Annotated in this window: 23 protein-coding genes; 12 read left to right on the top strand and 11 right to left on the bottom strand. The window is 51.4% G+C overall.

The window, feature by feature from the left end; all coding sequences use genetic code 11:
- Positions 1-34: 34 nt before the first annotated feature.
- Entirely contained in the window at positions 35-961 is a 927-nt protein-coding gene (locus tag OGW16_RS24390; RefSeq protein ID WP_286519154.1) for a diguanylate cyclase, read from the top strand.
- A 286-nt stretch (positions 962-1,247) separates the two neighbouring features.
- On the opposite strand, the gene mgtS is transcribed toward OGW16_RS24390, so the two are convergent.
- On the bottom strand, positions 1,248-1,343 hold the full coding sequence (mgtS, locus tag OGW16_RS24395; RefSeq protein ID WP_003032406.1) for a protein MgtS: 96 nt from the start codon (positions 1,341-1,343) through the stop codon (positions 1,248-1,250).
- 486 nt (positions 1,344-1,829) lie between these two features.
- Between mgtS and urtA the strand changes: the two genes are divergently transcribed.
- The 5 genes from urtA to urtE are packed head-to-tail and all read left to right on the top strand — an operon-like array spanning position 1,830 to position 7,297.
- A complete protein-coding gene (urtA, locus tag OGW16_RS24400; RefSeq protein ID WP_043016362.1) occupies positions 1,830-3,101 on the top strand; it encodes an urea ABC transporter substrate-binding protein in 1,272 nt (423 codons plus the stop codon).
- 43 nt (positions 3,102-3,144) lie between these two features.
- Positions 3,145-4,719, top strand: coding sequence for an urea ABC transporter permease subunit UrtB (urtB, locus tag OGW16_RS24405; RefSeq protein WP_286519156.1), 1,575 nt, complete (start codon positions 3,145-3,147; stop codon positions 4,717-4,719).
- A complete protein-coding gene (gene urtC / locus OGW16_RS24410; RefSeq protein WP_047411331.1) occupies positions 4,719-5,792 on the top strand; it encodes an urea ABC transporter permease subunit UrtC in 1,074 nt (357 codons plus the stop codon). The genes urtB and urtC overlap by 1 nt, the downstream gene beginning before the upstream one ends.
- Positions 5,792-6,589: an urea ABC transporter ATP-binding protein UrtD gene (urtD, locus tag OGW16_RS24415; RefSeq protein WP_286519158.1), complete on the top strand. Its 798-nt coding sequence runs from the start codon at positions 5,792-5,794 to the stop codon at positions 6,587-6,589. The genes urtC and urtD overlap by 1 nt, the downstream gene beginning before the upstream one ends.
- Before the next feature lie 9 nt (positions 6,590-6,598).
- Positions 6,599-7,297, top strand: a complete 699-nt coding sequence (urtE, locus tag OGW16_RS24420) for an urea ABC transporter ATP-binding subunit UrtE (protein ID WP_043016358.1) — start codon at positions 6,599-6,601, stop codon at positions 7,295-7,297.
- A gap of 40 nt (positions 7,298-7,337) precedes the next feature.
- Here urtE and ydeE read toward each other — a convergent pair whose 3' ends face one another.
- Positions 7,338-8,525 (bottom strand): efflux MFS transporter YdeE, encoded by a 1,188-nt coding sequence (gene ydeE, locus OGW16_RS24425; RefSeq protein WP_087050565.1) that lies wholly within the window; start codon positions 8,523-8,525, stop codon positions 7,338-7,340.
- Positions 8,526-8,722: 197 nt separating this feature from the next.
- Here ydeE and eamA point away from each other — a divergent pair, with 197 nt between their 5' ends.
- On the top strand, positions 8,723-9,622 hold the full coding sequence (gene eamA, locus OGW16_RS24430) for an O-acetylserine/cysteine exporter (RefSeq protein ID WP_087050564.1): 900 nt from the start codon (positions 8,723-8,725) through the stop codon (positions 9,620-9,622).
- A gap of 30 nt (positions 9,623-9,652) precedes the next feature.
- Here eamA and marB read toward each other — a convergent pair whose 3' ends face one another.
- Genes marB through marR form a run of 3 tightly spaced genes read right to left on the bottom strand, consistent with a single transcriptional unit; the run spans position 9,653 to position 10,738 of the window.
- Positions 9,653-9,871 carry a multiple antibiotic resistance protein MarB gene (gene marB, locus OGW16_RS24435; RefSeq protein ID WP_003832934.1) on the bottom strand — a complete coding sequence of 73 codons (219 nt, stop codon included), beginning with the start codon at positions 9,869-9,871 and terminating at the stop codon, positions 9,653-9,655.
- 30 nt (positions 9,872-9,901) lie between these two features.
- Positions 9,902-10,285, bottom strand: coding sequence for an MDR efflux pump AcrAB transcriptional activator MarA (marA, locus tag OGW16_RS24440; RefSeq protein WP_003032424.1), 384 nt, complete (start codon positions 10,283-10,285; stop codon positions 9,902-9,904).
- Between the two features lie 18 nt (positions 10,286-10,303).
- Positions 10,304-10,738, bottom strand: coding sequence for a multiple antibiotic resistance transcriptional regulator MarR (gene marR, locus OGW16_RS24445; protein WP_016156485.1), 435 nt, complete (start codon positions 10,736-10,738; stop codon positions 10,304-10,306).
- A gap of 257 nt (positions 10,739-10,995) precedes the next feature.
- Here marR and OGW16_RS24450 point away from each other — a divergent pair, with 257 nt between their 5' ends.
- The gene (locus OGW16_RS24450; RefSeq protein WP_043016355.1) at positions 10,996-11,661 is read left to right on the top strand and encodes a MarC family NAAT transporter; all 666 of its coding nucleotides are present in this window, start codon (positions 10,996-10,998) and stop codon (positions 11,659-11,661) included.
- A gap of 39 nt (positions 11,662-11,700) precedes the next feature.
- Here OGW16_RS24450 and OGW16_RS24455 read toward each other — a convergent pair whose 3' ends face one another.
- From OGW16_RS24455 to OGW16_RS24475, 5 genes are all read right to left on the bottom strand, one after another.
- Entirely contained in the window at positions 11,701-12,897 is a 1,197-nt protein-coding gene (locus OGW16_RS24455) for a sugar transporter (protein WP_043016354.1), read from the bottom strand.
- Between the two features lie 176 nt (positions 12,898-13,073).
- Positions 13,074-14,393: an MFS transporter gene (locus OGW16_RS24460; RefSeq protein WP_043016353.1), complete on the bottom strand. Its 1,320-nt coding sequence runs from the start codon at positions 14,391-14,393 to the stop codon at positions 13,074-13,076.
- A 61-nt stretch (positions 14,394-14,454) separates the two neighbouring features.
- Positions 14,455-15,405 (bottom strand): phosphoglycerate dehydrogenase, encoded by a 951-nt coding sequence (locus tag OGW16_RS24465; RefSeq protein WP_286519161.1) that lies wholly within the window; start codon positions 15,403-15,405, stop codon positions 14,455-14,457.
- A gap of 47 nt (positions 15,406-15,452) precedes the next feature.
- Complete coding sequence (locus OGW16_RS24470) at positions 15,453-16,337, bottom strand: dihydrodipicolinate synthase family protein (protein WP_080625174.1); 885 nt, start codon at positions 16,335-16,337, stop codon at positions 15,453-15,455.
- The gene (locus tag OGW16_RS24475) at positions 16,330-17,499 is read right to left on the bottom strand and encodes an iron-containing alcohol dehydrogenase (RefSeq protein ID WP_043016350.1); all 1,170 of its coding nucleotides are present in this window, start codon (positions 17,497-17,499) and stop codon (positions 16,330-16,332) included. Before OGW16_RS24475 ends, OGW16_RS24470 begins: the two co-directional genes overlap by 8 nt.
- A gap of 171 nt (positions 17,500-17,670) precedes the next feature.
- Here OGW16_RS24475 and dtnK point away from each other — a divergent pair, with 171 nt between their 5' ends.
- From dtnK to OGW16_RS24490, 3 genes are read left to right on the top strand one after another with little or no spacing between them, the layout of a single operon-like run.
- Entirely contained in the window at positions 17,671-18,915 is a 1,245-nt protein-coding gene (gene dtnK, locus OGW16_RS24480) for a D-threonate kinase (RefSeq protein ID WP_043016349.1), read from the top strand.
- Complete coding sequence (locus OGW16_RS24485; protein WP_100194390.1) at positions 18,908-19,894, top strand: D-threonate 4-phosphate dehydrogenase; 987 nt, start codon at positions 18,908-18,910, stop codon at positions 19,892-19,894. The genes dtnK and OGW16_RS24485 overlap by 8 nt, the downstream gene beginning before the upstream one ends.
- A 1-nt stretch (position 19,895) precedes the next feature.
- A complete protein-coding gene (locus OGW16_RS24490; protein WP_043016347.1) occupies positions 19,896-20,657 on the top strand; it encodes a DeoR/GlpR family DNA-binding transcription regulator in 762 nt (253 codons plus the stop codon).
- On the opposite strand, the gene ptrR is transcribed toward OGW16_RS24490, so the two are convergent.
- Positions 20,654-21,529: a putrescine utilization regulator PtrR gene (gene ptrR, locus OGW16_RS24495; protein ID WP_043016346.1), complete on the bottom strand. Its 876-nt coding sequence runs from the start codon at positions 21,527-21,529 to the stop codon at positions 20,654-20,656. The genes OGW16_RS24490 and ptrR overlap by 4 nt on opposite strands.
- A 102-nt stretch (positions 21,530-21,631) precedes the next feature.
- On the opposite strand from ptrR, the gene sad reads away from it, so the two are divergent.
- Complete coding sequence (gene sad / locus OGW16_RS24500) at positions 21,632-23,020, top strand: succinate-semialdehyde dehydrogenase (RefSeq protein WP_172863047.1); 1,389 nt, start codon at positions 21,632-21,634, stop codon at positions 23,018-23,020.
- Positions 23,021-23,054: the final 34 nt, after the last annotated feature.

Consider the following 23,054-nt stretch of genomic DNA (forward strand, 5'->3'; position numbering starts at 1 on the left):
TATCTTAGACGCTCGAACAGGGAGGGAGGTCGTGATGATGAAAAATACGGCGGAAATAGATGCGATTTTGCTAGCATTGAACAAGTCCATTGATGCTCACTATAAATGGATGGTGAAAATGTTCCGCTGCGTTGTGTCCTCCGATGTCACTCAGCCGGATATTGTAGGTGACAACTCTCATTTTGTTTGTCAATTTGGACAGTGGCTTAATTATCATCCATTGCACAATGAGGATGATTGTAGTTATGTAAGTAAGATAAATGCAGCCCATGAAAAGATGCATTTATTAGGAAAGGAGTTGCTATTGGCAATAGTGGAGAATCGTAGCCATTCATGGCATTTCGACAGCTTCCAGGACGCGTTACTGGCATTTACGTCTGCTGTAATGGACTACAAAATATATTTACTGAACATCCGCAGTAATATCGATGTATTAACAGGCTTACCCGGCAGAAGAATGCTTGATGAGACTTTTGACCAGCAGTTACTCGATGCCGAGCCGCTTAATCTCTATATCTTGTTGCTGGACATCGACCGTTTTAAGCACATTAACGATACTTATGGTCACCTGGTGGGGGACGTGGTATTACGCGCTCTGGCATCAAATTTGTTGTCATGGACACGATATGATGAGGTGGCTTACCGCTACGGTGGTGAAGAGTTTATTATCATCATCCGCACAAAAACGGATGAACAGGCTTGCCAGGCAGGTTTGCGATTGTGTCAGCTTATTGGCCAGAAAAAAATACCCTATGCTGATGGAGAGATCGGAATCACGGTAACGGCTGGAATAACACGAGTTCAACAGGGAGAAGCGCTGGATACCGCTCTTGGTCGGGCTGATAACGCGATGTATCAAGGAAAACAGGCCGGCAGGAATCGCTGTATGTTCATGGATGAACGCGAGCGGATCACTCTGGTTGACGCCAGTGATGAGATCTCATACCCCTTGAGCGCGTGAGATTTGCGAACACCGTTTCAAGGTAGTTGCGTTTCGTTTAACTTTCATTGGGGTTGTCGATGATAGATTAGCCAAATATCCGTTATCTTCGCAGGGAATTGCCAGATAGCGTATAAAAGCAAAACACAAATCTATCCATGCAAGCATTCACCGCTGGTTTATCCGGCGGTTTTTTTTATCTGTAAACCAGGGAAAAAGTGCCAGGAGGGCGATTCAGGTAAAAAAAATGGCCCCTTGTGCAGTTACGCTACAAGGGGCCGGGTCGGTGCAGGACTATCTCCGTTCATCAATCATCCCATCTGTGGCTAAAATACGCGGCCAGGAAACCGGAAAATAAAATAATTCCCAGAACAGCCATAAAAATATTCATATTACCCAGCATAGTAAATGCTCCTTTATCTGTGAGTTTCCTCTCTTACCTTAAGTTCACCTCGCTTATGACTATAGTAGCAATTCAATCTTAAACAAAGGCTGAACTGTGTGATTATTTTGGCTGAAAAGTAAAATTTTGACGTGATGGCGTCGGGAAAAATAAATAATAGTGACGAGACACATTTATCTGCAGGCAAATAACCCTGCTTTTCAACCCGGAGACGCCGTTATCACGGTGTGCTGCAGACACAGACTGTTGCACGTTTATAATGCAGAGTTGTCTCATGGTGGTTCAATTTTTCGTTTGATTAATCCTTCTGGTGGGGGGTTTTAATACTAATTTTTGTACATGACGCGCTAATTTATTGATTTTATGTGATGTTTTAATATCTGGCATCGTTTTTGCCTTATCACTTCTGAATACCCTTAATTTGCACCGTTTTGTCTGCCCGGCTGCACCGGAGCTTTCAGCAAGTCTAATTTCAGGAGTGAAACTATGCAGCGTCGTACATTTTTAAAAGCTTTTGCGCTTTCCGCCTCTGTAGTAGCAATGGGAATGAGTTTTAGCGTTCAGGCAGCCGACACCATTAAAGTTGGCATCATGCATTCGTTATCCGGCACGATGGCTATTTCCGAAACGCCGCTGAAAGATGTGGCGTTGATGACCATTGATGAAATCAATGCGAAGGGTGGTGTGTTGGGTAAAAAGCTGGAGCCTGTAGTGGTTGACCCGGCCTCGAACTGGCCGTTATTTGCTGAAAAAGCACGTCAGTTGCTGAGTCAGGATAAGGTGGCGGTGGTTTTCGGCTGCTGGACATCGGTTTCGCGTAAATCTGTTTTACCGGTGTTTGAAGAATTAAACGGTCTGCTGTTTTACCCGGTGCAATATGAAGGTGAGGAGATGTCGCCTAACGTCTTCTATACCGGCGCGGCGCCTAACCAACAGGCGATCCCGGCGGTTGAGTACCTGATGAGTGAGGACGGCGGCAGCGCTAAGCGCTTCTACCTGCTGGGTACGGACTATGTCTATCCGCGTACGACTAACAAAATTTTACGCGCCTTTTTGCATTCGAAAGGCGTTGCCGATAAAGACATCGAAGAGGTGTATACCCCATTCGGACACAGCGATTACCAGACCATTGTCGCCAGTATTAAAAAATTCGCCGCAGGGGGGAAAACGGCGGTGGTATCAACCATCAACGGGGATTCTAACGTTCCATTCTATAAAGAGTTAGCGAACCAGGGGCTGAAAGCCACCGATGTTCCGGTGGTGGCATTCTCCGTGGGTGAGGAGGAATTACGAGGAATTGATACCAAACCGCTGGTGGGCAACCTTGCTGCGTGGAACTACTTTGAGTCCGTAGATAATGCGGCCAATAAAAAGTTCGTCGCGGATTACCGGGCGTATGCCAAAGCCCATAAGCTACCAAACGCGGATTCGGTGGTAACGAACGATCCTATGGAAGCCACCTGGGTAGGCCTGCATATGTGGGCGCAAGCGGTAGAAAAAGCCGGAACTACCGATGTGGATAAAGTTCGCGCCGCTATGGCGGGGCAATCATTCGCTGCGCCATCAGGTTTTACCCTGACCATGGATGCAACCAACCATCACCTGCATAAACCCGTCATGATTGGCGAGATTGAAGGCAACGGCCAGTTTAACGTGGTGTGGCAAACCGATGAGCCGGTCCGCGCCCAGCCGTGGAGTCCGTACATCGCCGGTAATGATAAAAAATCTGACCAGCCCGTGAAAACCGCCAGCAACTGATCTTACGCCCTCCCGCGGGAGGGCAACGCTTTGGAGAACGCTTATGAAAGCTATGCGTTTTATTCGTGGTGTGCTGTTGCTGATGTGGTTTATGCCGTGGATAGCGCAGGCCGCAGATGCCGATACCTTTACCGCCGGCAGCCGAACTCAGCAGGCCGCCTTGCTTGAACAATGGGCGGTCAATCCAGACGTTCAGCGTATGCCGCTGCTTAGCGCGCTGCGAGATGAGAACCTGCTGACCGATGACGCGAAAAATGCGTTCATCGTGGACGACTCGCACGTACAGCCGTTAGGAGCCGCGGCATCTCCGTCCGGCGAGCTTAAAAAAGTCCGCCTGACTAACCGCCTGCGTAATCTGGTGGCCGGAACGTGGGCCGTTCATCAACTTTTAAGTGACAGTGTCACCATGAGAAAAGGGGCAGCACGTACATTACAACGTGAGGCACAGCCGGGCATGCTGCCGTTTTTGCAGCTACAACTGGCCCGGGAGCCAGATGCTGGCGTGAAATCCGCGCTGGAGATTGCACTGGCAAACCTGCAACTAACCAGCACCTTGCCAGAGGTTAGACGGCAGGCCGTCGAACTTCTCGGGGCGTCAAACGATCCTGAAACCCAGGCACGCCTGCTGCCATTCACCCAGGCTGAACATGAACCTGATGCGCGCGTTCGTGCGGCCGCTGGCGAAAGCCTGAATTCCATCGCGCATCGCATGAAGGTTGGCGATCTTCTTGGACAGGCATTTATGGGGCTGTCGCTGGGCTCAATTTTGCTGTTGGCGGCACTGGGGCTGGCTATTACCTACGGGCTACTCGGCGTCATTAATATGGCGCATGGCGAGATGTTAATGCTTGGCGCTTACTGTACCTGGATGGTGCAACAGATTATCGGCCAGTTTTTCCCGCAATGGTTGGCCTGGTATCCAGTTATTGCGCTTCCGGTCGCCTTTTTACTTACCGCGGCGGTGGGAATGCTGCTCGAGCGCGGGGTGATTCGCCATTTATACGGACGTCCACTCGAAACACTGCTGGCGACATGGGGGATCAGTCTGATGCTGATCCAGTTGGTGCGTATGACCTTCGGCGCGCAAAACCTTGAAGTCGCCAATCCGGCATGGCTTTCCGGCGGCATTCAGGTTTATGCCAATCTGATTTTGCCGTGGAACCGAATTGTGGTGCTTGGCTTTGCCATGCTGGTGCTGTTCTTCACCTGGCTGTTGTTGAATAAAACGCGTCTCGGGCTGCGCGTGCGTGCAGTGACGCAAAATCGCAATATGGCGGCCTGCTGCGGCGTACCTACCGGACGCGTCGATATGCTGGCTTTTGGTCTTGGTTCAGGGATTGCCGGGCTGGGGGGCGTCGCGCTCTCGCAATTAGGCAACGTAGGACCGGAACTGGGGCAAAGCTACATTATCGATTCGTTTCTGGTGGTGGTGCTGGGCGGTGTTGGGCAACTCGCCGGGAGTGTGGCCGCCGCGTTTGGGCTGGGGATCTTCAACAAAATTCTTGAGCCTCAGGTGGGGGCGGTTCTCGGCAAAATTATGATTCTGGTGCTGATTATTCTGTTTATTCAGAAACGTCCTCAAGGGCTGTTCGCGCTAAAAGGGAGGGTTATTGACTGATGACGATGCCAATGACATTGACGCTGGCGCGTAAAGCGCCGCGGGCGACACGCGTCCTGGGACTGTGCTTATTGCTCGCGTTGATTGTTCTGCCGTTTCTGGCGCTGTTACCTGCGGAACATCCGCTGGCCATATCGGTGTGGACGCTGACGCTGGCCGGAAAAATTCTCTGCTATGCCATTGTGGCGGTCGCGCTGGATCTGGTGTGGGGTTATGCGGGAATGCTTTCGCTGGGCCACGGTATCTTCTTTGCGCTTGGGGGCTATGCGATGGGAATGTACCTGATGCGTCAGGCCTCCGGCGAAGAGTTACCGGCCTTTATGTCGTTCCTGTCGTGGACCGAGCTGCCCTGGTTTTGGTGGGGGACGCAACACTTTATCTGGGCGATGCTGCTGGTTGTGCTGGTGCCGGGCCTGCTGGCCCTGGTATTTGGTTGGTTTGCCTTCCGTTCAAAAATCAAAGGGGTCTATTTTTCCATCATGACCCAGGCTCTGACTTTCGCCGGAATGCTGCTGTTTTTCCGTAACGAAACCGGCTTTGGAGGAAATAACGGTTTTACTGGCTTTACCACCATTCTGGGATTCCCGGTGACCGCGACCTCAACCCGTATTGCGCTGTTTCTGGCGACAGTCCTGCTGCTGGTACTGGCAATATGGCTGGGGCTGGCGCTGGCCCGCAGTAAGTTTGGTCGTATTCTGACTGCCGTACGCGACGCCGAGAATCGTCTGATGTTTTGTGGATACGATCCAAAAGGTTTCAAGCTGCTGGTGTGGACGCTTTCCGCCGTGCTGTGCGGTCTGGCGGGTGCGCTGTATGTTCCACAGGTGGGAATCATTAACCCCAGCGAAATGTCGCCGACTAACTCGATTGAAGCGGCGATTTGGGTTGCGCTCGGCGGGCGTGGAACCCTGATCGGCCCGGTTTTTGGCGCCGTACTGGTGAATGGCGCTAAAAGCCTGTTTACCGTCATCATGCCGGAATACTGGCAGCTGTTTCTTGGCCTGATCTTTATCGGCGTTACGCTTTTTTTACCTCGCGGCGTGATTGGCCTGTTTCGCAAGGGAGACAAATAATGCAGCCAGATGAAGGACTTTTCACTCGCCAGATGCCTGGGGATCGGTTTCGCGACCAAACGGACCCCGTGTTACAGCTGGAAAAAATTAACGTTAATTTCGATGGATTTCAAGCGTTAACGGATCTCACGCTCAATATTGGCGTTGGGGAGTTGCGTTGCATCATTGGTCCCAACGGCGCCGGAAAAACGACGCTAATGGATGTCATTACCGGCAAAACCAGGCCGCAAAGCGGTCGTGCGATATACGATCAGTCAGCCGACTTAACAACGCTGGATCCCATCGCCATTGCACGTCAGGGGATTGGGCGGAAATTTCAGAAGCCCACGGTATTTGAAGCGTTAACGGTGGAGGAGAACCTGGAGTTGGCGCTGAAAAGCGATAAATCTGTCTGGGGCTCTCTACGGGCGCGCCTAACAGGCGAACAGCGGGATCGTATTGATGAAATACTGGCGCTGTTGCGCCTGGGTAACGAGCGGGCCCGTCGCGCCGGGCTGCTTTCGCACGGGCAGAAACAATTTCTTGAAATTGGCATGCTGCTGGTTCAGGAACCTCATTTACTGCTGCTGGATGAGCCTGCTGCGGGTATGACGGATGCGGAGACGGAATACACGGCGGAGCTGTTTCGCCAGCTTGCCGGGAAGCACTCCCTGATGGTTGTTGAACACGATATGGGATTTGTCGAAACCATCGCCGATCGCGTCACGGTATTACATCAGGGACGTGTACTGGCTCAGGGGAGTCTGCGTGAAGTGCAGGCCAATGAGCAGGTTATTGAAGTTTATCTCGGACGTTAAGGGGTGCAGATGCTGCAGGTGAAAGAACTGAATCAATATTATGGTGGCAGTCATATTCTTCGAGGTGTGAACTTTGATGCGCGTATCGGCGAGGTGACATGTCTGCTGGGGCGTAACGGCGTGGGGAAAACGACGCTTCTGAAGTGCCTGATGGGGCTTATTCCTGCCCGTAGTGGAAGCGTGCTCTGGCAGGAAAAAAATGTCACTCAGTGGAAACCACATCAGCGGGTCAGGGCCGGTGTGGCGTATGTCCCACAGGGGCGCGATATTTTTCCACGTCTGACGGTGGAAGAGAATCTGTTGCTCGGCCTTTCCCGTTTTTCAGCACAGGAGGCCCGATGCGTCCCGGATGATATCTACGCGCTCTTTCCGGTTTTACAGGAGATGAAGCACCGGCGGGGCGGTGATTTGTCCGGTGGGCAACAGCAGCAACTGGCGATTGGACGGGCGCTGGCAAGTCGCCCGCAGCTGTTGATCCTCGATGAACCCACTGAGGGGATCCAGCCGTCAGTGATTAAAGAGATTGGTCAGGTGATTTCTCAACTGGCGCACCGGGGAGATATGGCCATTTTACTGGTGGAGCAGTTCTATGATTTTGCGCAGCAGTTGGCCGATAAATATCTGATTATGTCGCGCGGCAGTATTATTCAAAGCGGCGACGGCAAAAATATGGAGACCGAGGGCGTCCGGGGACTTGTCGCCATTTGAAATATGCGACAGAGCGGCTCCGGCTCTGTCGCTTTACTCATTAGCAGACCGCTGTCTGTCCCCAGGGTTTGGTGCGCATGCCTTTTATCATTAGCGCCCAGGCAAGGATGATTGCGACCATCAGCGCCACAAACAGCGACCACGGCGGCAATGTAGTTAAAATGACGCCGCTGACTAATGGGTTTACCGCTGCGCCCAGCCAGCCTAACGACTGAGCGGAAAAATAACTGGCTTTCATGCCAACTGGTGCGATGTTGTCGATGAGCATGTATTCACCTGGCGCGTAAATAACTTCACCAATAGTGAAAAAGGCGGCAGATATCCCCCATAACAACAGACTATTACCGGAGAAGGTGAAGCCAACCAGGCCAACCACAAAGAACAGCGTCGCCACCGTCATTAACGGTCGGATATTCGTGGCGGTGAGCCTGCGGCCGAAGGCATATTGCAGTGATACCACAATAGCGGCGTTGACGGGCAGAACCACTGCCACCACCTTCTCGGCAAAATCGCCGTCAGCAACCACCATGACGTATTGTGAAATACAGGACGCAAACGCGCCGCTAACGAATGACGCCAGGAATGCGGATAGCGTAAACCAGCATAATGCTCTGTCGCGTAGTAGTACCGAGGGGGACCAAACCGCGGCGTTTAAACCTTCTGATGCTGCCGGTGAACGTTTTACCCAGGTCTGGATAAACACCAGTGGTAGGGCTGAACAAGCCGCAGCGAGCCAAAACGGCAGGTTAATGCTTTGCATCACCAGCAGCGTGCCCAGCGGTGGGCCAACGGTCCAGCCAATGTTCAGCACGGTATAGTTAAGCGAGAAAATTTTCGTTTTGTTGGTCGCGGAGAGGTTATCGGCAAACCAGGCCTTCAAAACCGTGGCGAAGACGGAGTAGGCGCAGTTGATCAGAGCGAAAAGCAGAACCACCACCACCACGTTATGCACCAGTGGAATAGCAATAAAGCCTGATGCAAAGCCGCAGATAGCCAGCAGCATGTAGCGTTTTTTATCGAACTTGTCGGCCAGAATACCAAAGCCAAGGCTGAACACCACGCCAATGGTCAGAGCGACCGTCATCGCATAACCGATCAGGTCGACGCTCAGGTTGTACTGTCGACTGAGGTAGATAGTCATAAATGGCAGCGTGGCGCCACGGCCAATCGTTAATAACAATGATGATGCGAGTAACGCGAGAGTGGACCTTCTCAAAGAGATATTCATTTTCCTGCCCGACAATGCATGTTGTTATGTTTTTTTAGATATCAAAAACAAATAGCATGCTAAAAGTGTGATGTACACTCAATAAGTTGTCCGAAAACGCCCTGTGTGGCCTACCTGAATTAATGATCTGTTACGGCACAACGATTTCCGTTACTTTAACTTGTTTACAAAAATTTAATATTTGCAGGGGCGGTGGTATGTCGCGTAAAGACGGGTTATTAGCGTTACTGGTCGTTGTGGTTTGGGGGCTGAACTTTGTTGTCATTAAAGTGGGGCTGCACAATATGCCCCCCTTAATGCTGGCAGGACTGCGATTTTTACTGGTGGCGTTTCCGGCGATATTCTTTGTTGCCCGTCCGAAAATACCGCTTTCGCTACTACTCGGTTATGGACTAACCATCAGTTTTGGGCAGTTCGCGTTTCTCTTTAGCGCCATCAAATTCGGTATGCCTGCCGGGTTAGCTTCTCTGGTATTACAGGCTCAGGCATTTTTCACCATCATTCTGGGGGCATTTGCCTTTGGCGAGCGTCTGCAGGGTAAACAACTGGTAGGAATTGCGCTGGCGGTCTTTGGCGTGCTGGTGTTGATTGAGGCCAGTCTGAACGGACAGCATGTCGGCATGCTCGGTTTTATGCTGACGCTGGCGGCGGCGCTAAGCTGGGCCTGCGGTAATATCTTTAACAAAAAAATCATGCAGCACCCGTCACGCCCGGCCGTGATGTCGCTGGTGGTATGGAGTGCGTTGATTCCTGTTGTTCCATTCTTCCTGGCCTCATTACTTCTCGATGGACCGGCGCAAATTACCCACAGTCTGGTGGCAATAGATATGACCACCATTCTGTCACTGGTCTATCTGGCGTTTGTGGCGACCATTGTGGGTTACGGTATCTGGGGTTCTTTACTCGGGCGTTATGAGACCTGGCGTGTCGCGCCGTTGTCGCTGTTGGTACCGGTGGTTGGACTGGCGAGCGCGGCCGTGCTGCTGGATGAAACGCTGACCGGATTGCAACTGCTCGGTGCGCTACTGATCATGGCGGGGTTGTATATCAATGTGTTTGGCTTTCGGTTGCGTAAGACTGCGCAGGCGAGAGGATAAAAAAAGCCCCGCAGTGACGGGGCAAAAAAATCACAGGTTGCGCATATTGTAATAAGGCACACCTAATTCGTCGGATTTGTCGCTGCCTGCACCCATATGATTAAAATCGAACGGGGACTGATCGTGCGCTGGCGGCATAATCATCGCGTCGCGACTGTTTTGTGTGGCAGGCTGCGCGGTCTGTTCCGCCATGCTCTGGCCCGAAACAACAAACAGCAGGGCCAGCATTGCATAAGACAGAAGTTTCATGATTTCCTCGGTTACGTCGTTAACTGGCGATTAGCAATTACATTGATTGAGTGGAAGCAAATAGCGCGATTCGCCGTGCATATTCGTCATACGGTATTTATGCGGCGGAACATCAAAATAGTTTTTGAATGTTCGGGTCAGCGTTTGCTGAGACTCAAAGCCGTAACGTTCCGCCAGATAAAGGATCGGCTCGTTACTCTCTTTTAATTTTTGTGCTATTTCAGTCATTTTACGGCTGCGGATGTATTGGCCCAGTGAATGACCGGTTTCTTTTTTAAACATCCGTTGCAGGTGCCATTTGGAGTAACCTGAACGCTCTGACACTTTTTCCAGTGAGAGCGGCGATTCAAGGTTATTTTCGATCCAGTCCAAAATGCTATGAATAGTGATTGTGTCAGTATTGCGTCTGGACATCGTCATACCTCTTTCTGTTTACGGCAGGATTTTCTTAAGCAAATGCTCAAGCGTGGTCACTTCATCCGCCGTTAAGTTTTTTGTTAGTTCCTGGTGTAGGTCTTGCCCTACTAATTGATGACACTGCTCGCAAATTGCTGCGCCATGCTCGGTGAGTTTCACCAGCACGCCCCGCTTGTCATGTGGATTCGGAAGCCTTTCAATCCAGCCTTTACAGGCCAGTCTGTCCAGCATCCGCGTCAGAGCGCCGAGATCGACAGACAGCACTTTTTTCAATTCGACAGGGGTGATGCACACCGCGCAACGGATGGAGCAAAGCACCTTGAACTGCGATGCCGTGATATCCAGCGGTGACAGATAGTCGTTTAGCAAACGATCTTTTTTCTGATTAACCATGTAGATCAAACGACCCAGTGGGATGATTTCGTTAAACAGATCACTGGTGCTTTTCACAATGGTTGCCCTGGCAAGTAGTTAGTCACGGCTGATATTATTGCTTAGGCAAATATAAGTCAAATGAATGAGTCGGCAAATGCCACGTTTTGCTAAATCATCAGGCCGAACACCTGGCGAGTGGAAATTTAACGGTTTGATAATTATGGTTTATACCTGCAGATGAAAAATGAATCCTTACAGCGCGAAAATGGCTTATCTCCCGGATTTCACCGTATACTTGCCGTTGACGATTAACGCACAGGAAAGATGACATTATGATGGACTTGTTTAAAGCAATAGGGCTGGGGCTGGTAGTCCTGTTACCGTTGGCAAACCCGTTAACCACCGTGGCGTTGTTCCTTGGCCTTGCCGGCAACATGAACAGCGCAGAGCGTAACCGTCAGTCACTCATGGCGTCCGTTTACGTGTTCGCTATCATGATGGTGGCTTACTACGCCGGACAACTGGTGATGAACACCTTTGGGATTTCGATTCCCGGGCTACGTATTGCGGGTGGGTTAATCGTTGCGTTTATCGGCTTTCGGATGTTGTTTCCACAGCAGAAGGCGCATGATTCTCCGGAAGCGAGAAGCAAATCAGAAGAACTGGAAGACGAACCGACGGCCAATATTGCATTTGTTCCGCTGGCCATGCCAAGCACCGCCGGTCCGGGTACGATTGCAATGATCATCAGTTCGGCGTCAACCGTACGTCATGGTTCCGAGTTTCCAGACTGGGTGATCATGGTCGCGCCGCCGATTATTTTTGCGGCAGTCGGGGTGATCCTGTGGGGCAGTTTGCGCAGTTCCGGTGGGATTATGCGCCTGGTCGGTAAAGGCGGGATTGAGGCGATTTCCCGTCTGATGGGCTTCCTGCTGGTATGTATGGGCGTGCAGTTTATTATTAACGGCGTGCTGGAAATCATTAAAACTTACGCTTAAAACAACGCGCCCGGCATGGCCTGCCGGGCACGGTTTTTTTTACGAATGTTGAGGCTGTTCTTCCAGTGATACTGGCCATTTACGGAAGATAATTATCGACCAGATCAACGCCAAAACGGCAGGCAATGCGCCGACATAACCAATCGTAGACATTGACCAGTGCAGACTCACCTGATTTCCCACCAGCGCGCCAGCCCCTATACCGATATTAAAAATGCCTGAGAACAGGGCCATTGCGACGTCGGTGGCATCCGGGGCCAGCGACAGCACTTTGACCTGCATACCCAGACCTATCAACATAATGGCGATGCCCCAGAATATACTCAGGACGGCCAGATGCATTTCGCTGTTTGCGGCGGGAAGTAACAGCACCAGGCACACCGTCAGCAGGGCAATGGCGCTGCTAATCAGTACGGATGCATGTTGATTACCCAGCTTGCCAAAAATGACGCTACCGACAATTCCCGCACCCCCCAGAACCAGCAGTAGCACGGTTGCAAAGTTTGCGCTCAGCCCGGCGACGGTCTGCACAAACGGTTCGATATAGCTGTAGGCCGTGTAATGCGCGGTGACAACAATCACTGTCAGCAGATACAGGCTCATTAACGCCGGACGATGAAATAACACGGGCAGGCTTTTCAATGAACCAGAATGCTCGCTGGGTAATTTGGGCAGGAGCTTAATCAGGCAAAGCAGGGTAACTAACGCCCCCATACCGATGGCGAAGAAGGTGGTGCGCCAGCCAAAATACTGGCCAACGATCCGCCCGATAGGCAGACCAAGCACCATCGCCAGCGCGGTGCCGGTCGCAATCAGACTGAGCGCCTGCGCGCGTTTCCCGGCAGGAGCCAGGCGAATCGCCAGCGAGGCGGTGATCGACCAGAAAATGGCGTGCGCAAAAGCAATACCAATACGGCTAATTACCAGCACGGTAAAATTCCATGCCAGGAAAGAGAGTACGTGGCTGGCGATAAACATCACAAACAAGCAGATCAGAAGTTTACGGCGTTCTACCTGGCTGGTAAGCAGCATGAAAGGCAGCGACATCAGAGCCACAACCCAGGCGTAGATCGTCAGCATGATCCCGACCTGCGCGGTCTGCATATTAAAACTTTGTGCGATGTCGGACAGCAAACCGACAGGGACAAACTCAGTGGTATTGAAAATAAAACCGGCAATGGCAAGCGTAACTACCCGTAGCCACGCGACCTTGCGGGAAACAGTGTCTGTTGTCATATCAAATAGGTGGATTAGCTGCGAAAAGGTAAGGTCACGATCTTAAAACGTTTGCTGGCGAAAATACAATCATTTCGTGATTTATATCACATTATTCAGCTGAATGTTTGGCGGTTTTTCGGGGAACCGGTCAGTACGATGACTGACCGGGAAACAGAGCAAAGTAATTGCAGGTGTTAATGCTGTCGTGCCTGGTTCATGCACAATGCGTCATACTCGCTGTCAACGATGGGTTCGACTTTGCCCATTAAAAACAGGTAATTCAAAATACCCAGTACGACGAGTGCCGCGGAAAATACAAGGGCCCACGTAAATGAACCCGTGGCAGCGACGATTGCACCTGTAATAATCGGGCCGACTGCACCGCCCATGTTTGAGACGGTATTCTGTAACCCGGCAACAATCGACACGCTGTTTTTGGGGGCAACATCGCCTGGTAATGCCCAGACCTGTGAGGCCGCGACGGTAGTTCCTGATTTAGCTACACACAATAAAAAGACAGTCATGAAAACGGAGTCAGTAAAGGGGGCAAAACCAATACATAAAGCCATCAATAAACCAATAGTCAGGAATAATTTTCTTGTAGCGGTGAGCGATAATATCCGTTTATGTACCATGCGATCCGACGCCCAACCTGCGAACACTTCAATCACCATTCCGCAAAGCAATGGTAGGGCCGCGACCATACCCATTTTGATAAAATCCATACCTTTGTCTTTTACCAGATAGGTCGGCAACCAGGTAATAAAGAAATACGAAGTGTAATTGATGGTGAAAAAACCGATACACATTGCCCAGATATTGCGATAGCGTAGCAACTTATACCATCGCATGGGTAATACAGATTTATCACCATGTTTCTGTTTTTGCCCCTCGCGAATATGTTTCACTTCCGCCGGGCTGATTTTTTTGTGATCTTCCGGGTTTTCGGTATAAATAAAATACCACGCAATGACCCATAAAATTCCCACGCTACCAATAATAAGAAACGTTAATCGCCAGTCGAATTGATAAATCATCCAGACGATCAGCGGCATGGCAACGGCTCCGCCGAATTTTGAGGCACTGTCAAACAACCCGGAAACAGTTGCTCGCTCTCTGTCAGGGAACCATCGTGCGGCGATCCCCGCATTGCTTGGGTAGGCAGCGGCTTCACCCACGCCCAAAGCCAGTCTGAGTGCCAGCAGCGACTTAAAACCAGTGGCCAGCCCCATCATTGATGTGGCTATTGACCACCACGCTACGGCAATGCCCAGACCTTTTTTCTGGCCGAAGCGATCGGCGAACCAGCCTGCAGGTATTTGCAATAAGGAGTATGACCAAAAGAATGCTGCCATTATAAACCCCATCATTTCGGGATCGAGCTTAAGCTCATCAATAAGATGCGGAGCAGCAGCTGATAATACCGTTCGGTCAATATAGTTAATTGCAATAGCAAGCCACATTAATCCCGCAATCCACCAGCGAATTCGGGATTTTTCAGCTAAATTATTCATATATTTGGCCCATGGTAGATGTTTATTGTTTTAGTATGAAGGGTACATTTTCACCGTTCTTTTAGAGTGAGTTCATAATGTTTTGCGGCTTATGTTGATGTATGACGCACGCAATAATATTGTGTACGCATTGCTCTCCAATATTGCTCACCGCACCTTCGGTATATCCTGCGATGTGCGCCGTCGGAATAAAGTTTTCAAGGGCAAACAAAGGATGTGAATTGCAGGGCTCCTGTATAAAGACATCGGCTGCAGCTCCTTTAATAACGCCCTGAGTCAGCGCCTGGAACAGATCCTCTTCATTAACGACACCACCGCGTGAAACATTGATTAAATAGCTGCTTTTCTTCATTTTCTGCATGCGGGCCAAATCAAAGAGATTTTTTGTTTCAGGGGTTAGCGGTGTATGGAGGGTAATAAAATCACTGTTTTCTGTTAAAGCATCTAATGAGACATACTCAACGCAATTTGCTTTGGCGAATGACTCATCCTGCCAGGCATCGTGTGCCAGTATGCGCATGTTGAAACCGCGGGCACGTAGCGCGACCTGTTTACCTATGTTGCCCAGCCCAATGATACCTATGGTTTTGCCATAGACATCAGAGGCGAAAATACGTGGCCAATTTCCGGCGCGAGTTTGCTCAATTGCACCGGGTAATTGTCGAGCACAGTTAAGGATCAATGAAAAAGCAAAATCGGCGACGGCATGTTTGTTGGCATCCGGCACATTGGTAACGTAAATGCCTTTTTCCCGGGTGGCATCCAGGTCGATGTTATCGACACCGACGCCATGCTTACAGACGATTTTCAGCTGAGGGGCCGCTGCCAGCAATTCAGCATTAACCTCTGTGAAGGCAACGATCATCGCCACCGTGTCTGCAAGGTATGGTTCGAGTTCTTTTCGTCCGATATTTGCGGGAAGCATGATTAATTTAAGACCCGCATCCTGCAGTTGCTCGATTGGCTGCCGATCGTATTTGGCAAATGACGGAGAAGTACAGATGACGTTCATAATACAATCCTGTTAGTTAAGCGGCGTTACCGCCGCTGTAAAAGAGGTTATTGCAGATAGTTATTGATAATCTGTTGGATCAGATTTTCCTGTTGTGCGTTAAACGTGACAGCGTAACGACTTGCGCCAACCTCATGCCCCATGATTTGCAACGCTTTTTTGACTGCAGCGGGCGAGAAGGCAACTTTATAGAGATCGGTTCGCAAGCCCGTGACGCTTTCCTGTGCCTCATGCGATCCGGCAATATCACCGGCCTTGAATCGCGCCCAGATAGCATTAATTTCTTTTGGCGCCACGTTTGCCAGACCAGAAATACAGGCAGAACAACCGTCAACGAATCCCTGGTGAATCAGCGAATCCGGCCCATTCAACACATCAAAACCTTCAATATCTTTGACGGCGTCAAGGAATCCACCGAGGCTTTCATAGCTACCGGCGCTGTCTTTGATGCCAATGATGTTGGGATGCGCCGCCAGCACTCTTGCGGTTGCCGGTTCAATGGTGTTACCCGTACGTGCCGGGATGTTATAGAGAAATACCGGCACCGATAGCGCATCGGCAATCGCGGTATAGTGGGCGATCAGTTCCTGCTGCTTGAGCGGAACAAAATATGGGGTAATCACCGATACGGCATCGACGCCCAGTTTTTCTATTTGTTTACCCAGACGAATGGTTTCACGGGTTGAGATTTCACCAATATGCGCCACCACATTTGCCCGTCCAGCAACTTCCTCAACGCAGGTACGGGTCACCGCTTTTTTTTCTTCCTCGTTAAGTACAAAAAACTCGCCATTGGTGCCGCCGCAGAAAATACCGTTTCCAGCGTTTAGCTGGCGATTAACCTGGTTTTTGAGTTCGGTGAGGTTTAATGCCCCTTCGTTATCGAAAGGGGTGACGATTGCCGTCAGTACGCCACAGATTTTTTTACTCATGATTCACTCCTTTGGTAATCAGTTCTGGAAAAAGTGTTTGATAAATAGCCTTAACATCGTCATGGCTCACCTGACAGGGCGCGTTGTTCATAAGACGTTTTACGTTAAGCGCGGCATCGGCCAGCGCGGAAAGGTCAGTTGAGGGCACGCCAAGCGTTGCCAGGTTGTCGGGCAGGTTGAGCCGTTTCACGAGCGCGGAGAAGTACTCCACCAGCGCGAAAGATTTTTCTTCAGCGCTGAGTGTGCGATCGGCGTCAGGTAGCAGATCCCAGACCTGGGCAAATTTGTTGACCGCGTGAGGGCGAACCACCTTCATGCAGGGTGCTAACAGAATCGCGTTAGCGACACCATGTGGGAGATGGTATCGCCCCCCCAGCGGATAAGAGAGCGCATGAACCAGATGTGTACCGGCGTGATTAATCGCTACACCGCCATAGTATGACGCCCACAGCATTTCCAGTTTAGCCAGCAAATTGTTCGGTTCATTAACCGAGGTTTCGATGTTTTTCAACAATTTCTGTAAACCGATGAGCGCAGCGTTGTCGCTGATTGGGTTGGCGATAGTTGCTGTAAAGCACTCAATCAGATGACAGAGCGCGTCAATGCCGGTGGATGAGGCGATGTGCGCTGGCATGCTGGTGGTGAGTTCCGGTAGCAAGGCGACATAATCCGGCAGCAGCACCGGGGAGATGATACCCACCTTGGTGTTTTGTTCGGGGATGGCCAGTATCGCGTTTGGAGTGGCTTCTGAACCCGTGCCTGCTGTGGCGGGGATTAGCACGGAGGTCACACGTTGTTGCGGTTTTTCACCTGCCAGCATGGCGTCAAGCGTCGGGGACTCAGGGTGACATAAGACGGAGAGCAGTTTCGCCACGTCCAGTACGCTACCGCCGCCAATGCCTATCACCATTTCCACATTGAGGTCAGCCACGCGTTTGACGAGTTTGCTGACGTCATGATGTCCCGGCTCGGCGGGTACGTTATCAATCAGTGTCACCTGACGGCCATCATTAGCCAGCAGGGTACGGATCTGCGCTACTGCATCCAGTCGAACAATATTTGCATCAGTTACCAGCAGTAACTGGCGTTTACCGCTCAGTAATGGCTCCAGAGCGGGGATGGCATGCGAACCGCTGATCACGGTGCTATTAATTGTTGCCACAACATTCTCCTGTTGTTTGAGTGATTGAATTCGCTCACTGTGATTCAGGAACGATGACATCATGGGCTAAATTTATAATTTATCTCGGAACTGAATAACTTGAGCTTGCTCACAATTAATCAATTGTGATTGAATATAATCATTAACAACACATAACGACCCGGAGCATGGATGAGTAAACAAGTAGCTAGACCGCAAATCCTGGTTATCGCCGATGACTTTACCGGGGGGAACGATGCGGGGGTCAGCCTTGCGCTGACGGGAATGACGGTGAATGTCGCCTTCACGTTACCCTCCACCGAGGAGACCGACGTACTGGTCGTTAACAGTGATAGTCGTGCGTTGGATGCACCGCAGGCATCTTCCCGCGTGAGAGCTTTAGCGCTTGCCTGTCATGCAGACTCGCGGGCGCTGTGGCTAAAGAAAATGGATTCCACATTACGTGGCAACCCAGGGGCCGAAGTTGAGGCGTTAATGCAGGTCACCGGTAAAAATCTGGCCATTGTTGCGCCAGCGTTTCCCCTGGCCGGTCGGACGACTGAACAAGGTCTTTGCCTTATCAACGGTGTCCCGGTTACCCAAACCGAATTTGCCAGTGACCCGAAAACCCCGGTAGCTAGCGCTGATATTTGTGCGGTACTTCAGGCACAAACCACCATCACATGCCGGGCTATGTCACTGACTGACTATTTGCAACGCCTGACAGAACCTGCCGCTGATATGCCGCAAATTTGGGTGGTTGATGCGCAGAGTAATGCCGATCTCGATGCCATTGTTGTTGAAGCAAGGGAGCGAAATGATACGCCGCTTTTGGTGGGGTCAGCAGGAATCTGTGACGCACTGGCCCGCCATATCCAGACGGCATCTTCCCGGCGTTTACTGGCGATTGTGGGCTCAATGAGTGAAATTGCTCAACGCCAGATTGCTGTTGTGCGCAGAAACCCGCAGGTAGAGACGGTATTCATTGATATCGAAGATATGTTGAAGGGGGCTGTGACGGGGTACGTCGCCCGCATTATTGGCGTTCTGGCATCCGGTAAACACTGCATTGTTCACACTTGTCCTGATACTGATGCGCGGCACCATATTCCGCATCTTTGCGCCCGCTGGCAGGTAAGTCGCGCTCAGTTGGGCGAAAAAATCTGCCAGTTCCTTGGGCAACTTACCCGACAGGTTGCTGATGATATCTCACCCGCTGCGCTGTATCTCTCTGGCGGCGATGTTGCTATGGCGGTTGCTGAAGCGCTCGGAGCAACAGGATTTCGTATCAGCGACCGTGTGGCCCAGTGCGTGCCGTATGGTCATTTTGTTGGTGGATACTGGCAGCGCCCGGTTATGACAAAAGCAGGGGGATTTGGTGACGAAACGACCTTGCGTCAGGTTTTGAATTATGTTGAGGAGAAAATGAGTGAATAACACTATTGCGGTAACCATGGGCGATCCGGCGGGTATTGGACCGGAGATCATTCTTAAATCACTGGCGGAGGGAGAGCTTTCTGGCGCGCCGGTCATTGTTGTTGGATGCGTGCAGACGCTGCGACGGATCCAGTCATTGAATATAACACCGCCAGCGGAACTTCGGGTGATTGAAAGTGTAGCCCAGGCGCAATTCGCCGCAGGGGTAATCAATGTCATTGATGAACCGCTTGCCGATCCAGATTCTCTCCAGCCCGGTGTAGTGCAAGCACAGGCCGGGGATCTGGCATATCGCTGTATCAAGCGTGCCACGATGTTGGCGCTGAATGGCGAAGTTAAAGCGATAGCCACTGCGCCTCTGAATAAAGAAGCATTACATCTGGCGGGTCATCATTATCCTGGGCATACCGAACTGCTGGCGCAACTGACCAACAGTAAAGATTATGCAATGGTGCTGTATACCGACCAGCTCAAAGTCATCCATGTCACCACCCATATTGCGCTACGAAAATTCCTGGATACGCTCAGCGAACAGCGGGTGAAAACTGTTATTCAGGTAGCACATGACTTCCTGCGTCGCGTCGGGTATGAAAATCCGCGTATTGCGGTGGCGGGGGTGAATCCACATGCTGGAGAAAATGGTCTTTTTGGCGATGAAGAAATCAAAATAGTTGGACCCGCAATCCAGACTATGCAGGCGCTGGGACTAAATGTCACCGGGCCGTGCCCACCGGATACGGTATTTATGCAGTGCCACGAAGGAATGTACGACATGGTGGTAGCGATGTATCACGATCAGGGGCATATTCCGCTAAAATTGCTTGGATTCTATGATGGGGTGAATATCACCGCCGGGTTACCGTTTATTCGCACCTCTGCAGACCACGGTACGGCGTTTGATATTGCCTGGACAGGTAAAGCCAAGTCTGAGAGCATGGCGGTGTCCATCCAGTTAGCAATGCAAATCACGCGGGATTAAAATGAAGGGATATAATCGGTTAGAACAGATTATGGATTATCTGAAAGGGCATAATCTGGCGACGGTAGAACAGTTGGTTGCCGTGACGGGCGCCTCTCCGGCGACTATTCGTCGCGACCTGATTAAACTCGATCAGGAAGGCGTGATCAGCCGTACCCATGGTGGTGTGACGCTTAACCGATTTATCCCATCGCAGCCTACTACGCATGAGAAAATGCAACGCAGCCTGCAAGAAAAACAAGCGATCGCCAGCGCGGCAGCAAGCCTGGTGAAGGCAGGGGATTCTATTGTTCTGGATGCAGGTACGACAATGATTGAACTGGCTCGTCAGCTCACCCATCTGCCGCTGCGGGTCATCACCAGCGATCTGCACATCGCACTTTTTTTCTCCGAGTTTAAACAAATTGAAGTGACGATCATTGGCGGGCGGATTGATGACTCCAGCCAGTCATGCATCGGCGAGCATGGGCGTAAACTGTTGCAGAGCGTCTGGCCGGATATCGCGTTTTTAAGCTGTAACGGTTGGGATCTGGCGCGTGGGATCACCGCGCCGACGGAAGAGAAGGCCGGGGTAAAACGTGACCTGATTGCCAACGCCAGTCGCCGGGTACTGCTGGCAGACAGTTCAAAATATGGCGCGTGGTCATTGTTTAATGTTACCCATTTGAATGCGCTGACGGATATTGTGACCGATGCCCGGCTCAATGAGGGCGTGCGCGAGCAACTAGAACAATTACCCTGCCAACTGACGATTGCCAGTTAATCCCTATTCTGCGACAACTGGGGGTTCAAGACCTCAATAAACGCTTCCAGTTGCCTCGTCATTGCGCCTCTGCGCCAGACCAGCCACGTATTCAGCCAGCGCCAGTTTTCGCTTAGCGCCCAGGCATTGACCTGATGATGCCCAGGCATGCTCTCCAGCATCGAACGCGGGATCAGCGCGATACCCGCGCCTGCAATAACGCAGGCCAGCATTCCGTGATACGACTCCATTTCATGAATGGTGCCGGGCATTGCGCGATCGGCATGAAACCAGCTTTCAAAATGGCGGCGATAGGAACAGTTGGCGCGAAAGGCGTAAATACTACAACCGTTAACATCACTGGCCCGCTGGATGGGAGGGTGACCGTGCGGCGTGACAATCATCATCTCTTCACGGTAGACCGGCATTCCTTCAAGGCCAGGATGAGTAATCGGACCGTCAACAAAGGCGGCGTTCAGCGTCCCCTCGAGCACACCATCCAGCATCGTGCCCGAAGGGCCTGTCGCCAGCGCAAACTGAATTTTGGGGTAACGCTGGTTATATTCCGCCAGCGTGGCGGGGATTCGCACAGCGGCAGTACTTTCCAGCGAGCCAAGAGAGAACAACCCCTGTGGTTCATCCCCGGCGACGACCATTCTCGCTTCCTCAACCAGTGCGAGGATCCGCTGGCTATAGCGCAAAAAGTTGTGCCCGGATGGGGAAAGTCGCAGACGCTGGTTTTCACGAATAAACAGATCGACGCCAAGGTCGGCTTCAAGCTGGCGAATGCGGGTGGTGAGATTAGATGGCACGCGATGCACCTTCGCAGCGGCCTGCGTAATACTGCCGGTCTCTGCGACGGCATTGAACATTTCCAGTTGCGTCAGATCCATGTTGTTCTCTATTCGTGAATGGTGTGGTTAATATTATTCATTTTTCAGAAAGAGTAAATATGCGCATGATATAACCATACCCTGCGATAAAGAGAGGCAACTATGACTATCACAGCAGCAACACATGCGATTTCCGTTAATCCTGCTAATGGAGAAAGGCTGGCAGCGATGCCATGGGCGAGCGCTGAAGAGATTGCACATGCGCTGAGCCTTGCTGCGAAAGGCTACAGCGAATGGAAACATACTTCCGTTGAACACCGTGCGCAAACGCTGCGTGATATTGGGCAGGCTCTGCGTCATCGTGCGGAAGAGATGGCGCAATGTATTTCCCGTGAAATGGGCAAACCCATCAAGCAGGCACGGGGTGAAGTTGCCAAATCGGCCGCATTGTGCGACTGGTACGCCGAACATGGCCCGGCGATGCTCAATCCTGAACCTACGCTGGTGGAAAACAATCAGGCTGTGATTGAGTACCGCCCCGTAGGAACCATTCTGGCGATCATGCCGTGGAACTTCCCACTCTGGCAGGTACTGCGTGGCGCTATTCCGATTCTGTTGGCCGGAAATGGCTACCTGTTAAAGCATGCACCGAATGTAACCGGCTGTGCTGCGATTATCGCCCAGGTATTTGCTGATGCGAATGTTCCTGCCGGGGTTTACGGTTGGGTGAATGCCGACAACGCTGGGGTAAGTCAGATGATCAATGACCCGCGTATTGCGGCGGTAACGGTGACGGGCAGTGTTCGTGCCGGTGCGGCGATTGGCGCTCAGGCAGGGGCGGCGTTGAAGAAATGTGTGCTTGAGCTGGGTGGTTCCGATCCGTTTATTGTCCTTAATGATGCTGATCTTGACCTGGCCGTTAAGGCGGCAGTTGCCGGGCGTTACCAGAACACTGGGCAGGTGTGTGCGGCAGCCAAGCGTTTCATTATTGAAGAAGGTATTGCGGCAGAATTTACGGCTCGTTTTGTCGCGGCCGCGAGCGCGCTCAAAATGGGCGATCCGCTGAACGAAGAAAACGATCTGGGTCCGATGGCGCGATTTGATCTGCGTGATGAGCTTCATCAGCAGGTTGAAGCCTCCCTTGCTGAAGGAGCGCGATTACTTCTCGGCGGGGAAAAATTTGCAGGCCACGGCAATTACTATGCTGTGACGGTACTGGGTGATGTCACTCCAGAGATGACGGCTTTTCGTCAGGAGTTGTTTGGCCCGGTTGCAGCGATTACCGTGGCAAAGAATGCGGAACATGCCTTAGCACTGGCGAATGACAGTGATTTCGGTTTATCCGCCACGGTGTTCACCGCAGATGAAGCGCTGGCACAGAATATGGCGTCACGCCTGGAATGTGGAGGCGTATTCATCAATGGCTTCAGTGCCAGCGATGCCCGCGTTGCATTTGGCGGCGTGAAGAAAAGTGGTTTTGGCCGCGAGCTCTCTCACTTTGGCCTGCATGAGTTCTGTAACGTGCAGACCGTCTGGAAAAACCGCCTCTGATGGTGTGGGTGCCTCCATCGGGGGCACCTGTCTT

The sequence above is a fragment of the Citrobacter sp. Ce104 genome, from assembly GCF_030334595.1.
GTDB lineage: Bacteria > Pseudomonadota > Gammaproteobacteria > Enterobacterales > Enterobacteriaceae > Citrobacter > Citrobacter europaeus.

Excerpts from the sequence above, each read along its gene's own strand:
- marB (WP_003832934.1), bottom strand. The coding sequence starts at position 9,871 with ATGAAACTTCTGTCTTATGCAATGCTGGCCCTGCTGTTTGTTGTTTCG.
- OGW16_RS24455 (WP_043016354.1), bottom strand. The coding sequence starts at position 12,897 with ATGACAACAGACACTGTTTCCCGCAAGGTCGCGTGGCTACGGGTAGTT.
- OGW16_RS24465 (WP_286519161.1), bottom strand. The coding sequence starts at position 15,405 with ATGAACGTCATCTGTACTTCTCCGTCATTTGCCAAATACGATCGGCAG.
- ydeE (WP_087050565.1), bottom strand. The coding sequence starts at position 8,525 with ATGAATATCTCTTTGAGAAGGTCCACTCTCGCGTTACTCGCATCATCA.
- OGW16_RS24390 (WP_286519154.1), top strand. The coding sequence starts at position 35 with ATGATGAAAAATACGGCGGAAATAGATGCGATTTTGCTAGCATTGAAC.
- OGW16_RS24460 (WP_043016353.1), bottom strand. The coding sequence starts at position 14,393 with ATGAATAATTTAGCTGAAAAATCCCGAATTCGCTGGTGGATTGCGGGA.
- OGW16_RS24490 (WP_043016347.1), top strand. The coding sequence starts at position 19,896 with ATGAAGGGATATAATCGGTTAGAACAGATTATGGATTATCTGAAAGGG.
- ptrR (WP_043016346.1), bottom strand. The coding sequence starts at position 21,529 with ATGGATCTGACGCAACTGGAAATGTTCAATGCCGTCGCAGAGACCGGC.
- urtC (WP_047411331.1), top strand. The coding sequence starts at position 4,719 with ATGACGATGCCAATGACATTGACGCTGGCGCGTAAAGCGCCGCGGGCG.
- urtA (WP_043016362.1), top strand. The coding sequence starts at position 1,830 with ATGCAGCGTCGTACATTTTTAAAAGCTTTTGCGCTTTCCGCCTCTGTA.
- urtE (WP_043016358.1), top strand. The coding sequence starts at position 6,599 with ATGCTGCAGGTGAAAGAACTGAATCAATATTATGGTGGCAGTCATATT.
- sad (WP_172863047.1), top strand. The coding sequence starts at position 21,632 with ATGACTATCACAGCAGCAACACATGCGATTTCCGTTAATCCTGCTAAT.
- OGW16_RS24470 (WP_080625174.1), bottom strand. The coding sequence starts at position 16,337 with ATGAGTAAAAAAATCTGTGGCGTACTGACGGCAATCGTCACCCCTTTC.
- urtB (WP_286519156.1), top strand. The coding sequence starts at position 3,145 with ATGAAAGCTATGCGTTTTATTCGTGGTGTGCTGTTGCTGATGTGGTTT.
- marA (WP_003032424.1), bottom strand. The coding sequence starts at position 10,285 with ATGTCCAGACGCAATACTGACACAATCACTATTCATAGCATTTTGGAC.
- mgtS (WP_003032406.1), bottom strand. The coding sequence starts at position 1,343 with ATGCTGGGTAATATGAATATTTTTATGGCTGTTCTGGGAATTATTTTA.
- eamA (WP_087050564.1), top strand. The coding sequence starts at position 8,723 with ATGTCGCGTAAAGACGGGTTATTAGCGTTACTGGTCGTTGTGGTTTGG.
- OGW16_RS24450 (WP_043016355.1), top strand. The coding sequence starts at position 10,996 with ATGATGGACTTGTTTAAAGCAATAGGGCTGGGGCTGGTAGTCCTGTTA.
- urtD (WP_286519158.1), top strand. The coding sequence starts at position 5,792 with ATGCAGCCAGATGAAGGACTTTTCACTCGCCAGATGCCTGGGGATCGG.
- dtnK (WP_043016349.1), top strand. The coding sequence starts at position 17,671 with ATGAGTAAACAAGTAGCTAGACCGCAAATCCTGGTTATCGCCGATGAC.